Genomic DNA, 12727 nt, shown 5'->3' on the forward strand with positions numbered 1-12727 from the left:
CCAACCTGCAGGACCGCAGGTCAAACGGGCCGAGCAGGCTCCAGAACCCGTCGCAATCCATCTGCGGCACCGAAGGTCACCAGCATGCAGTCACCGCAACAACGGTGCGACCTCACATCGGCGGCTCCTCGTCGTCCGGCCCTTGGTGTTCCTGCACCAGTTGCTCGATCTCCCGCGGCACGTCGTACAGCGCCGTCAGGACCAGACCCCACGCCCGGTCCCGCAGTTCCTCCGGTACCTCGTCCTCGATTTTCTGCGCAAGTCTGCCGATCTCGTCCCGGGCGTCATCCTCCGTGCCCGTGGTCGGCGCGGTCATCACCTCCCACAGGAACCGGCCAACCCCGGCCGCAACCCGGCCCATGTTGCCGAACACCGAGCCCACATCCATCTGCGCTCCCTCCCCTGATGGTTGCCCCGACCCAATGTGCAGGGCGGGCTCGGCCGTGATTCCGGCGCCCCTGAGGCACATCCTGCCGGAGAATGCGGCTCGTGCGAGTGGCCCGGCTGCGCACCGCGGCCGGGCGCGCTGCTCTGCGGTGACAGACCAGCGGAAAACGGCGGGCCCGGTCTGTCAGTGCCGGGTGGAATCATCGACCCGGTGCTGTCTTGCGCGTCAGGGGGCGATTGTGGCTGTTGAGTGGGAGCGCGTCGGACAGCTGGGGTTCGACCGGATCGTCGAGGCCGTGGTGCACCGTGTGTACGAGGCCTCAGCGCGAGTCGAGGTGGTCAACGGGCGGGGCGGGGACGACGGAATCGACATCAAGGTCATCGATGGTTCCCGGGTGCGGGTCTTCCAGCTGAAGTATTACCCGGACGGGTTTCCGACCGGATCGTTCAAGGGTCGGCGCAAGTCGATCAGGGAGTCGTTCGCCCGGGCCATGCGGCAAGGGCCGCAGGAGTGGGTGCTGGTAGTGCCCTGCGTGCTGACAGCCGCGGAGCGGGATTTCGTGCTCTCGCTGAGGGCCGGACAGGCGGTGCAGGTGGAGGTGTGGGACCGGGCGAAGCTGGATGATCTGCTGTCGGTGCACGCGGACGTGGAGGCGTCGTTCACCCGGGACCAGCTGTTGGAGGCGGCGAGGGTGTACGGGCAGGAACGTGCCCTGCTGATGGACGGCATCGGCGATGTGAGCGCCCGGGTGAAGGCGCTGGGCGGGCAGGTCGACAGGCTGGACGACCACTGGACCGTGGACTTCGCCCGGGAGGGCGACATGGTGGTGCACATGCTGCGCGGCAAGCACCCTAGGGCCCACGAGGTCTCTCCCATCGTGATCACGCTAACCGGGATCGGGCCCCTGGCGCCGGAGCAGGCTGAGGCGGTGCGGCGCAGCCTGGGGTACGGGCTGGACGAGAGGGTGGTGCTGCCGCGCGGGGCGGTGGAGAAGATGACGGTCACCGGGCCTTGGTTCCTGGCCCGGGAGCATCAGGATGTCGAGGTGCGGTGGCATCCGGCGCAGGCAACCTTGCCAGCCGGGATGGACGCGGAACTGGTGTTTCTGGACGCCGAGCGGGTCACCGCGTCCTACCCCGGCACTCTGAAGCACCTGGGGCGCGGCAGCGCGGGCCGGTCCGTGCGTATGGAACTGGCGGGCGGCCGACTGCAGTTGCTGCAGCCCGACAACCCCAAGGTCGCGGCGTCCATGAAGTTCACGTTCTCGCTGGAGGGGCTGGAGCCAGCTGCTGCCTTGCGGGTGCTGCACATCCACCGGCGTATCGCGGCCGGCGGTGCCTTCGAAGTCCGTACGGGCGAAGGTGCTGTCGGAGGCGGCGAGGTGCCGCCCTCGCCCGAGGCGGTGCGCCGGGAGGCCGCACAGCTACAGCTCTATCTCGAGGACCTGGAGGTGGTGCAGCGTCACTGCGAGCAGTACTTCGCCTTGCCCGATGAGTGCACACCGGAAGAACGGATCTTCTTGCGCATCGCGCGTCTCCTCGTTGACGGGCACTGCGTGGTCTCTCCCTTTCTGCCGCGGGCGCGTATCACTCTCAACGGTCGCGACTCCCCCGTCGTACGTGCTCTGCTCAGCGGCGAGCCGCATCCCGTGCGGCTGCCGTGCGGCGCATTCACCGTCCCGTTCGCCGGACGGCGCCTGGAGCTGGGCCCGGTGCTTGTCTTCCACCCCCGGGCCACCGCCGAGCCGGACAGCGGCGGCAAGGCCCTGGCAGCTCTCGGAGCCGGGCGCGGCGACGGAGCCGTGGTCTCCATACGGCCCACCGACGGACAGCGGTTCCGGCTGCTGCTCCAGCGCTCCGTCACCGGACCCGAGGCGACTCCCGTACCCCTGGAGCTGCCCGGCTTCCCCGAGCCCCGGTAACCGATGCGGCAAGCCCGCCTCGGCATGGTGTTCCGGTGTTCAGCGCATTCGCGGATGCCGCCCACGCAGGACGGGTCGATCGCCTGTGGAGCAGCTGACCACAGGGCACGTGGCTGTGGGTCGCGGGGGCGGGCGACGCAGTTGGGCAGTCGCCTTCCCTGCGCTCGTGTCGTGCTGGCCGGTTCGCCATGGGGCGAGGGGAAGCAGAGAAGACATGGCAGCACGTACCTACGAGCCCTGGCCCGTGCCGGTCGTCACGGCGGTCGCAGGTTTGCTCGGCGACACCACGCACGGGCTGACCGGGCGGGAGATCGGACAACTGCTCGCGGCCGCGCGGGTGCCGGGCGTGGAGGCCAGCAACAAACGGGACCGGCCGCGAGCGGCTGCTTCTGCCAGACCGTCCACCGCGCACGGGCACGCACGGCGGCGAGAAAGGCGACGACAGCGCCTTGGGCGTACGGCCTCTGGTGGCCGCGTTGCCGACGGCCGACGATGTCCTGGAGGATCACAACGGAGGTGGGCGTGGAGCTGACGGCGTTCTTCAGCGGCGGCGACGGGTGGGGAGAGGCCTGGGTGCTCGACGTCGGGCTGGTCGAGTCCCTGAGGTTCGGTCCGCCGGCCGACCGCACCGACCTGGACGTGGCGATCGCACTCACCCGGCTCCTGCACCACGACTTCGTCTCCCACGGGACCGACGGCCAGGGCAGGCATCTGGACGACGAGAACGTGCCCCTGGTCATAAAGGCGCACCGCGCCGTCCTGGAGCGCCTCGCCCTCAAGCCCCCGACGTGGCCGTTTCGGACCTTTGACGGGCCGCGCGGCTTCGGCACCTACTGGCGCGACAACGACATGCGCGGCAGCTGGCAGGCGCGCCGGGATTGCATCGAGCAGATCCTCGAACCGACGAGGGACGCGCTGGAAGAGCTGCAGGAGCTGGAGTACGAGCGCCGTTTCACCAAGGGGCCGTCGGGCAGCTTCAAGAATCTGATCTTCGCCGCCGACGGGGCGAAGCCGCAGCTCGTGCTGCGGGACGCCGTGAACAACGACGTGGAGATCGTCCGCCACGCCGACGTCTGTCTGGTGTTCACCGATCCCCTGCCGCCGCACGGGCTGACCTGGCGGCAGATGGTCGACTGGTGGATGGAAAACCACCAGCCGGGGGCGGACGAGAAGATTGCGGCGGAGAGCCTGTACCGGCGCCTGTACCGGTCGCTGGACTCCGTACCCGAGCAGCTGGTGATGCGGACCTACTGCGCCCGTTACGCGGAGGAAGGCGGTTTCGACCTGCCCGCGCTGATCCCCCAGGTCTACCTCCACTACGACCCCTACACGCGCAGGAGCGGAAAGCAGTCCGGGGTGCTGTTCCGGCAGCGGATGGACTTCCTGCTCCTGGCGCCGGACCGCTCGCGGATCGTCATCGAGGTCGACGGGGTGCAGCACTACGGCCGCCCCAACCCACCCGACGAGCAGGGGCGGATTACTCATACCGCCGTGCCGCGGCTGTATGCGGAGATGGTCGCTGAGGACCGTCGGCTGAGGCTGGCCGGATACGAGATCTACCGCTTCGGCGGCTGGGAGCTGACCGGCCCGGGCAGTGAACACGTTCTGACGGACTTCTTCACCGAACTCCTCGCCCGGCATCAGAAGCCGGCCCTGTGACCTCAGAGCGGCCCGACGCGGGCGAGCGGGGCGCGGCCTTCACGTCCGCGCGGTCGTCCGGGACATGGCTGGCAGGCGGAGGACTGTCAGCGGCATCCGGGGCTCGGGGTGGATGGCCGCTACCGAGCTGCCCGCTTCGGCACCGGCCGAGCAGAGGCGCGTCACGTCCACCAGGTGCGAGACGAGCTTGACCAGGTCGGTCCTGGTGCACTCGTGCCAGCCGGTCAGATCCCGCAGCTCGCTGCGGTGCCGCTTCGCGGCGCGCAAGGTGAAGTCGTAGAACCCCAGCTCGGACGCGGCAACGCCCACCTGCTTGGCGGCTTGCTCGACCGCGTCGGGCGGCAGCTCCAGGCGCATCCGGGGAAACCGGCCGCGCCAGGTCAAAAACTTGAGCTGAACGGCGAAGCCCAGCCTTGTCGCCCCGGTCTTGTTCCGTAACCAGCCCGCTTCGTCGCTGGACAGGGTGAAGTGGTCCACCACCCCGGCCAGACCCAGATCCCGCCCCACTGCCCGGCCCCTTCTGCACGCCCACGTGATCACCTGTCGGGCTGGACAGTAGAAGTGCAGATGTTCGGCGGACGCGGTATCGGCGAAGTGCTCCGGCGCGGCGGGCGGGCCTGGTAGAAGCGCGGCTGGACTGCCAGGCTCCTGCCCGGGAGCCTGGCGCGTGCGGGCCCTGGGCCGGGGCCGTGTCAGGACGGATGTGTTTCCGCCGTACCTCTGTATGCGATGGATGTGACGAACGGCCGTCGGGCGGGGCATCCTGGCGGCATGGACTTCCAGCCGGTTGAGCGCGCCTCGGAGGCGTTCCAGCGGTCACTGACCGCGCAGGAGATCGGGAAGGTCTGCCGACGGGCCTTCGGGAACACCGCCGCCCCGGTGTCCGCCGTCGAGCTGGGCACGGGGATGTACAACAACGTGTACCGCGTGGCCCTGGCCGGGCGGGACCGGCCGGTGATCCTGCGGGTCGCGCCGGAAGAGGCCCGCCAGTTCCGCAGCGAGCGCCACCTGATGCGCAACGAGTACGGCAGCGTGCCGTGGCTGGCGGTGATCGCGCCGCTGATGCCGCAGGTCCTCGCTGTGGACTGGTCGCACGAGGTGATCGGCCGGGACTGGATGATCCAGACCCACCTGGACGGTGTCCCGGCTCCGGAGCATCTGGGGACGTATCCGCGCACGGCGTGGCCGTCGTTCTTCCGGCAGATGGGCGCCGTCGCCCGCTCCGTGCACGACGTGCGGGGCCCGCATTTCGGGCCCGTCGGCGGCCTGGGGCACGGGACATGGAGCGAGGCGGTGATCACGTCGCTGGAGGAGATCGCCGCCGACCTGGACGGGGTCGGCCTGGATGCGGCCGACGTGCGGAAGGTCGCCGCGGTGGCCGCGCACGAGCGTGCGGTGCTCGACGAGGTCACCGAACCGGGGCTGCTGACCGGGGACCTGTGGACGGTCAACGTGATGCTCGACGCCGGGGCCGCGGAGCCCACGATCACCGGGGTGTTCGACATGGACCGCACCTGGTTCGGGGACCCGGCCGCGGACTGGACGATCCGCATGGCGCTGGCGAAGCAGGACGAGCGCGTGGCGTTCTGGGAGACCTACGGGGACCGGGATCGCTCTCCAGCCGCCGTCTGGCGTTCGCTGGTCTACGAGGTCCGCCACCTTGGCGCCGTCCGGCTGGAGCGCCACCGGCTGCGCAACGCTGCGGGGGTGGAGAACACCTACGGCGCCGTGGCCGCCGTTCTGGCCGACCTGGGCTGACGTCCCCCGCCGCTGGTGCGCCCGGCCGGTTGATGGTTTCAGCCGGATACGGCGGTGACGGCGGCCCTGCGCAGGAGGTGGGCGGTGGGCAGGCGCCTGCGGGCTTCGCTTTGCAGTCCGGCGAGCGTGGTGTCCGGGCCCGGGTCGCCGAGTTGGAGCGCGACGCGGTAGATGTTCTGGTAGGTGTCGCTCCAGGCCGGACGGGCGTGGCAGTGCACGGCGGTGAACCCGGCGGCATGCAGCACCGCGGGCCAGTCGCTGTGGCGGTGGCGTTCGGGCAGTCGTGGGTCGCCGGGGCTGAGCGGGTGCCAGCCAGTGACGACGAGACGTCCGCCCGGGCGGAGAATCCGGCGGGCCTCCCGGGCCGCTGCGGCGCGGTCGCCGGCGTACTGGAGAGCGTCGATGGAGACGGCCGCCGCCACGCTCGCGTGGGGAAGCCCGGTGGTGGTCAGGTCGTTCACCACGAAATGCGCCGTGCTGTTCATCTCGTAGGCGGCGGCCCGCTGCCGTGCCTGGTCCACCGCGACCGGCGAGAAGTCGATACCGACCAGGTCGGCGTGTGCCGCTCGGGCCAGCCACAGACCGGGGCCGCCGCGCCCGCATCCGAGATCGGCCAGTACCTCACCTTCCTCCAGGGCCAGTTCGGTTCCGATGTGGTGCAGCAGATCGGCGCAGAGGAAGGAGAACGGTTCGGCCTCCGGCGGCAGCGCCGGGTCGACGGTCCGGGCGACCCGGCTGAAGCTTCCGGTACGGGCTTCGCCGTGGAACAGCGCGTCGAAATCGCCCGGCAGGATCGCCGCCGGGTCCTCTTGCCTGATGTGGGGGGTGCTCGGCTCACGGTGCATGGGTTGCCTCTCTTTGCGGGCCCGGCCCGGGGGCGGCGGGTGATCCGGCGCGGTGCGCCGGGGTATCGGAGTCGACCACGACGCTGATCCGGGCGAGGATCTGCTCGGCCTGGCGCTCGACGGCGGCGGGATCGGGACCGGTGACGATGAAGTGGCCGAGGCGCCCGCGGTTGGCCTGTGCTGGTTCTACGGTCTGGCCGACGGCCGTGCGCAGGTGGACGGCGGGCACCCCGGGGCCCTCCTTGGGCAGGCCGGTCACCGTGGCCAGGCGGCCGGCGTGAGGACTGGTCAGGAACCGTATGCTCGCGTAGGCGCGGCGGGCCGGGGTGAGGTGCGCGGGGCGGCCGAGGGCAGTGTCCAGGAGTACCGTCCACGGGTCGATTCCCAGTGCGTGCCGCAGGAGAATGCCGATGTGCCCGGCACCGAGGCGGGCCCCGATCTCGACGACCGAGCACCGCCCTTCCCTGTCGACAATGATCTCGGTGTGCGCGGCGCCGTTGCGGATGCCCACGGCGGCGATCGCCTGTTCCACCTCCTGGTGCACGGCCCGCTCGGCGCCCGGTGGCAGGGCGGCGGGCAGGCTGTGACCGACTTCGACCCGGTGGGCGCCCGGGGTGATGGTCTTCCGGGTGGCGCACAGGTGCGTGGTCGTCCCGTGCTGTGTGATCGATTCGACGCTGTACTCGGTGCCTTCGACGTAGTCCTGGACCAGGACGCGCGGGTCGGGCGGCAGGCCGTACATGCCACGTGGGGAGCGGGCCGCCGCCCGCCAGGCGTCGGCCGCACGGTCGGGGTTGGTGACGACGGTGACGCCGGCGGAGCCCGCGCCGTCGGCGGGCTTGATGACGCACGGGAGGCGGATCTTCCCAGTGGCACGGAGCAGGCGTAGTTCGTCCTCACTGCCGAGGACGCGGGTGCGGGGGGCGGTAATGCCGTGGAGGGCGAACACCTCGCTCATGGCGGCCTTGTCACGGGCCGCGGTCGCACGGTCCGGGTCGTTGCCCGGCAGGCCGAGGTCGGCGCATACCTGCGCGAGCAGCGGTGTGAGGTACTCGTTGGCGGTGAGTACCCCGTCGGCGCCGATCCGGCGGGCGTAGCCGACGATGTCCTGGAGGGCGCGGTCAGGTTGGGAGAAATCGCTCGTCAGACAGCCGGACAGGATCTGTCGGAGGTCGGTGCCGTAGGCGGAGTGGGTGGCGGGATCGGTGGCGGCGTGGACCTGGTAGCCGGAGGCGGCGGCGGTCCGGGCGATCGCGCCGGACTCTGGGCCGGCCGCCTCCAGCAACAGGACGCGGGCCGCTCTCACGACAGATAGTCCTCGCGGGCGCCCTCGCGGACCGTGTCGAGGGTGAAGCAGTGGAAGCCGCCGCCGAACAGCCTCCGGTGGCGGTGGCGTACCGGGACGGTGGTGAAGCCCGCCGCGTCGAGGGTCTTGAGCAGGCCGGTGCAGTCCTCGTTGACCAGCACGGTGTTCTCGTCGACGGACAGGACGTTGAGGTCGATGTACGGGCTGGTGAGGACCAGTTCCTCGTAGTCGTCGTAGACCGGGAACGCGCCCGCGTCGGGCTCCGGCGGCACGATGTAGTGCCACGAGCGCAGCGGCTCGGGCATCAGGTCCCGGATGCCGTCGTGCCGGGCCAGGAACACCCCCGGCTTCAGGGCGAGGATCATGCTGTCGATGTGGTTGTCCGCCATCCGCCACACCCGGTGGACGCGGTAGGTGTGGCCGAGGTGCCTCTCCAGCCACTCGGCGCCCCGCGCGTGGTTGTGCTGCGCGACGTTGACGACCAGGTCGCGGCCCAGCCGCAGCACCTGCGCGCCGTCCAGCATCATCTCCACGCCGACGTCGTACGCGCTCGGCTGCGGGTCGTCGACGGCCTCGGTCGGCCCGCCCAGGGTGGTCGCGGTGTCCCGCGCGTAGGAGAGGTCGAAGCTGTTGTCGGTGAGCGTGGGGCGGGGCATCGTTGTCCACCGTGCCCCGGCCTCCCAGTAGGCGGTGAAGACGGGTGCGAGCAGGCGGGTCTCCAGGTAGCGGGAGCGGATCGCGGGCGGCGTCTCGATGATCTCGTCGCCGAGGATCAGCGTGTTGTCGCGGATGTTCAGTGCCGGGGTCGGGGCGGCCTCCCAGCCCAGGCCCGCGATCGGGGCCGCGTCCGCCGGCAGGGGCAGCGGCCGGTGCACGACGGCCCCGAGCCCGGCGAGGACGGCGGCCAGGGCCTCCACGTCCTCGTGCAGTTCCTCGGTGTACCGCTCCTTGATGGTCCAGCTCTCCCTGTGGCCGGCCGCCGCCCGGGTCAGGCGCGGATAGGCCCAGTCGGAGCGGAAGCCGCTCAGGTTCTCGTGGTGGAACAGCTCGAAGCTGACGTCGCGCTCGTGGGACAGGTAGTTGGCGGCGGACCCGACGACGACCTCCTTGAGCGGGGTGAAGTCGTCGTGACTGTTCAGGCGGGGCATGGGCGTTCCTCTTCTCTCGGGTCTGCGGGGCTGGTCAGGAGGCGCGGGGCGCGGCGGTCACGTGCCGGTCGGCGAGCGCGCGGCCACGGCGGACCCGCAAGGTCAGACCGCCGCTGTCCGGCTGGAGGGTGCGCTGCTCGCTCCAGCCGGAGAACCGGAACTCCCCGGTGCCGTCGACCGGGGCGAGCGCGAAGGTGCGCCCGGCGACCGTCAGGGCGAGGACGGCGTCGGCGTGGTCGATGCGGGCGGGGATGAGGGAGCCGTCCAGCGGGGCGGGTGAGTCGAAGTCCGCGAACCCGGACGGCAGCAGTGCCTCGTACGGCAGCCCGCCGGGCCAGGCGGGAACCGCGGCCTGGCCGGTGCGGTTGAACAGGACCTCGCCGTGGGTGAGGAGGTCCTGCCAGGAGTCCGGGAACCAGCCCGCGAGATCGGCGGTGAGCAGGGCGTCGATCACGACGTGGACCCGGGTCACCGTCGTACTGGTGTTGCGCACCAGGTGCTCGCGGGAGAAGTCGCCGTACCAGCAGGTGCCCGGCTGCCAGCAGTGTTCGACCCCGTCCAGGACGAGCACGGCGCCCGGGTCGGTGACCACGGGGATGTGCAGGCGCACGATGCCCCGGTCCAGCCGGTACTTGGGGTCGCGGTGCGGGTCCGAGACGGCGCCGGGTCCCAGCGCCATCAGCCGTACCGCGTTCAGCGGGGCCGGGACCGAGTCCAGGATCTCCCTGAGGTAGGGCAGTTGGTCGAGCCAGTGCGTCGGCGCGAACGGCTGCGGTCCGGGGCCGCCCGGGTCGGTGCGTTCCGGATCGCCGCCGAGGCTGCGCAGGGGCAGGACCCGCCAGTCGATTGCGGCGGGCAGGCCGACCTGCCCGCCGTGGGTGTGGGTGCGCTGCACGTTCCAGGTGTGGGCGGTGACGGCCGCGAGTTCGGCCGCGAGCTTGTCCGCGTCGAAGACGGGGGAGAGCTGGGCGGCCTCGGTGGGCGAGGTGGTGGTCATGGGTGAGCTCCTGGTCAGGAGGAGAAGGACGCGGCGCCGGTGGCGATGTGCTCGCTGGCGTCGTAGGTGCCGGCGGGCACGGCCGCGAACCGCGCGTCGAGGCGGTCGAACACGGTCGCGTGGCCTTCGGCCGGGTCGTAGGCGAGGCAGAACACGAACTGCACCGGTTCCCCGGGGGCGAGGGGGATGGCGGGCATCGACACGATCACGCCGGTCCGGGTGGCCGGGTCGTACGCCAGGCCCAGCTCGTCGAGCGCGGCCAGGAAGGCGGCGAACGAGGGCACTGCCCAGGTGGGCGGGACGTGGTACTCGACCACCTGCCGGGCCGGTTCGGCGGCGACGCCGACGATGCCGTGGGCGATCGACTGGTAGATGTGCAACGACCCGGAGACCTGTGCGTTGACCTCGGTGAACACCACAGCCCCGTCGGGCAGGACGAGAGCGTCCGCGCTCAGGTGCCCGCGGTAGCCGAACGCCCGGTACGCCTCGGCCAGCCGGGTGCCGCCGTCCAGCAGCGCCGCCCGCACCGGCTTGGTGACGCCGTCCAGCGGTACGATTTGGTGGCTCAGGCGCCGCCCGACGTACAGCAGGCGGCCCGTCTCGGTGGCCCGGGTGCCCTCGTCTGCGGCGTAGTGCTCGGAGTACACGGCATCCGCGTCTGGCGCGAACTCCTCGATGACGACCGGCCAGCGGCCTTCCCCGCTCGCCCACGGCCACCGCTCGGACCAGTACGCGGCGATGCCGTCGGGGCCCGGGGCCAGGTGGTGCAGGTGTCGGGCGCCGACGTGGTCCACAGCCATCTCCCTTTCGCGGACGAGGAGTTGGTTGCCGACCCCTGCCCCGTTGTGGGCCTGCTTGACCACAACGGCCCCGGACGCGGAGTCCTTGAGCAGCGCGCCGGTCGCTTCGGTCGCTTCGGCGAGGCTGCGGCAGACTCGGCCCGGCAGGATCGGCACCCCGGCCGCTGCGGCCAGGGCCCGGAAGTTCGCCTTGTTGTTTCCGATCTCCCCGCCGCCCTGTTCGAAGAAGGCCGCGCCCGGGAAGCGGTCGGCCACGCCCAGGGCGTCGGCGAGCCGCGTCGCGGCGGCGGACGGCCACAGCGCGAACACCTCGCTCACCGTCCTGGCACCGGCAGGGCCGAGCGCGGCGCGCACCTGCTCCACGAACGCGGGCACGGTCAGGGAGGAGGGATCGAGCAGCCTCTCGCCCCATGCCCCGGCCGGTGCGACCAGAACGGTCAGCTCCTCGCGCTTCACGCCGGTGTGGGCCAGGGCGTAGTCGACGAACGCCGTGTCCGGCTCGCAGCACAGGATGAGCAGGTCACCGGGGCGGGCGAACCAGAACAGGCGCTGTGTCCAGGCCCGCATGTCGCCGCGCTCGCGGATGGACGGATCGATGTGGTTGCCGATGAGGATGCGCACAGCGGACTCCTGAAGACATGGACGGTCGGGCAGCGCGCGCCGATCGTCGCGGTGCGGGGACGTGATCAGAGGAGGAGGGCGGCGGGCAGCGTGTCGAAGGCCCGCATGGTCGCCGCCCGGCGCCGGACGCCATCACCGGCGGCGGCCAGCCGGGCCGGGTGGTTGTTCAGGGCCGCGACCAGAGCGCGCAGCCCCGCCTGGGCGACGGTCGTCCCGATACAGGAGTGCGGCCCCCACCCGTAGCCGAGATGGCGGTTCGGGGTGCGGTCCAGCACCAGCTCGTCCGCCCGTACGAAGGCGGCCGGGTCACGGTTGGCCGCCGCGAACAGCGGGACGACCTTCTGCCCCGGCTCGATGTCGATGCCGCCGATCCGGCAGGAGCGCACCGCCGTGCGCGTGGTGCCCTGCACCGGCCCGTCGAAGCGCACCAGCTCATCCACCCCTGTGGCCAGCAGCGCCCCGTCCCGCATCCGGTCGAGGGTTCCCGGGTGGGTGAGGAGGGTGTGGACGGCGTTGCCGACGGAGGCCGCCATCGTGCTGTAGCCGCCCTGGAACATCACCCGCGCCGTGTTCTTCACGTACAGCCGGGTCAGCGCGTCGGAGCCGGGCGCCGTGGCCTGCCGTACCCGGGCCAGCAGGCCGGGGCGGGCCGAGGTCGCGAACCAGGAGTCGACCAGGTCGCTCAGCTGCTGGCGGGCGACGCGGCCCGGCTCGACGAGCGCGGGGTTGAGGCCGCCGTCCATGCTCCGCATGATCGTGTCCGACACCGCGGCGAACTCCCCGTACGGCGGGGGCTCGACACCCAGCAGGTCCGCGACGACCGCCACGGACAGCGGCACCGCGATCTCGGACACCACATCGAACGGGCCCCTGCCGACCAGCCGGTCGAGCCGCTCGCCCACCAGGAGGCGGGCACGGTCCTCGACCCCGGCCAGGTCCTGGGCGTGCAGCGCGGTCATGAAGGGGGAGCGGACCTGGCTCTGCTGCGGAGGGTCGAGCGTCTGCACGCTCAAGGACGGCTCCGGCACCGTGCCCCCGGTACGCCGCGGATCGCGGGCGAACGTCTCGTGGTCGCGCAGCACCCGAACGCTGTCCGCGTACCGGGTCAGCGCCCACGAGTCCATGCCCGCGTGCCAGAACACCGGTGCGTGCTCACGCAGTTCGGCCAGCACCGGGTAGGGGTCGCGCAGAATCTCCGCGTCCAAGGGGTCGTAGCGGTCGGTCACAGACGGCATCGCGAGTCCTTCCGGGAGGGAAGGGCGGGCCCACCTCATCGGACGGGCC

11 protein-coding genes are annotated in these 12727 nt (G+C 71.5%); 3 read left to right on the forward strand and 8 right to left on the reverse strand.

The features are described 5' to 3' along the window. Positions 1–112: 112 nt before the first annotated feature. Positions 113–388: a hypothetical protein gene (locus AB0O01_RS00160; RefSeq protein ID WP_365309290.1), complete on the reverse strand. Its 276-nt coding sequence runs from the start codon at positions 386–388 to the stop codon at positions 113–115. Between the two features lie 238 nt (positions 389–626). Between AB0O01_RS00160 and AB0O01_RS00165 the strand changes: the two genes are divergently transcribed. Then, the gene (locus tag AB0O01_RS00165) at positions 627–2309 is read left to right on the forward strand and encodes a hypothetical protein (RefSeq protein ID WP_365309292.1); all 1683 of its coding nucleotides are present in this window, start codon (positions 627–629) and stop codon (positions 2307–2309) included. Between the two features lie 522 nt (positions 2310–2831). Next, positions 2832–3968 (forward strand): hypothetical protein, encoded by a 1137-nt coding sequence (locus AB0O01_RS00170; protein WP_365309294.1) that lies wholly within the window; start codon positions 2832–2834, stop codon positions 3966–3968. Between the two features lie 39 nt (positions 3969–4007). Here AB0O01_RS00170 and AB0O01_RS00175 read toward each other — a convergent pair whose 3' ends face one another. Further along, positions 4008–4475 (reverse strand): DUF4158 domain-containing protein, encoded by a 468-nt coding sequence (locus AB0O01_RS00175; protein ID WP_365309296.1) that lies wholly within the window; start codon positions 4473–4475, stop codon positions 4008–4010. A gap of 264 nt (positions 4476–4739) precedes the next feature. Between AB0O01_RS00175 and AB0O01_RS00180 the strand changes: the two genes are divergently transcribed. Beyond that, positions 4740–5726, forward strand: coding sequence for an aminoglycoside phosphotransferase family protein (locus AB0O01_RS00180; protein WP_365309298.1), 987 nt, complete (start codon positions 4740–4742; stop codon positions 5724–5726). A 38-nt stretch (positions 5727–5764) separates the two neighbouring features. On the opposite strand, the gene AB0O01_RS00185 is transcribed toward AB0O01_RS00180, so the two are convergent. From AB0O01_RS00185 to AB0O01_RS00210, 6 genes are all read right to left on the reverse strand, one after another. After that, entirely contained in the window at positions 5765–6571 is an 807-nt protein-coding gene (locus AB0O01_RS00185) for a methyltransferase domain-containing protein (RefSeq protein WP_365309300.1), read from the reverse strand. Next, complete coding sequence (locus AB0O01_RS00190) at positions 6561–7877, reverse strand: ATP-grasp domain-containing protein (RefSeq protein WP_365309302.1); 1317 nt, start codon at positions 7875–7877, stop codon at positions 6561–6563. Before AB0O01_RS00190 ends, AB0O01_RS00185 begins: the two co-directional genes overlap by 11 nt. Further along, positions 7874–9025: a glycine amidinotransferase gene (locus AB0O01_RS00195; protein WP_365309304.1), complete on the reverse strand. Its 1152-nt coding sequence runs from the start codon at positions 9023–9025 to the stop codon at positions 7874–7876. Before AB0O01_RS00195 ends, AB0O01_RS00190 begins: the two co-directional genes overlap by 4 nt. 34 nt (positions 9026–9059) lie before the next feature. After that, positions 9060–10022, reverse strand: a complete 963-nt coding sequence (locus AB0O01_RS00200; RefSeq protein ID WP_365309306.1) for an aspartyl/asparaginyl beta-hydroxylase domain-containing protein — start codon at positions 10020–10022, stop codon at positions 9060–9062. A 14-nt stretch (positions 10023–10036) separates the two neighbouring features. Continuing rightward, positions 10037–11443, reverse strand: coding sequence for a peptide ligase PGM1-related protein (locus tag AB0O01_RS00205; RefSeq protein ID WP_365309307.1), 1407 nt, complete (start codon positions 11441–11443; stop codon positions 10037–10039). A 65-nt stretch (positions 11444–11508) separates the two neighbouring features. Then, positions 11509–12678 (reverse strand): cytochrome P450, encoded by a 1170-nt coding sequence (locus tag AB0O01_RS00210; RefSeq protein WP_365309309.1) that lies wholly within the window; start codon positions 12676–12678, stop codon positions 11509–11511. Between the last annotated feature and the right edge of the window lie 49 nt (positions 12679–12727).

It is taken from the genome of Streptomyces sp. NPDC093252, assembly GCF_040683675.1.
GTDB lineage: Bacteria > Actinomycetota > Actinomycetes > Streptomycetales > Streptomycetaceae > Streptomyces.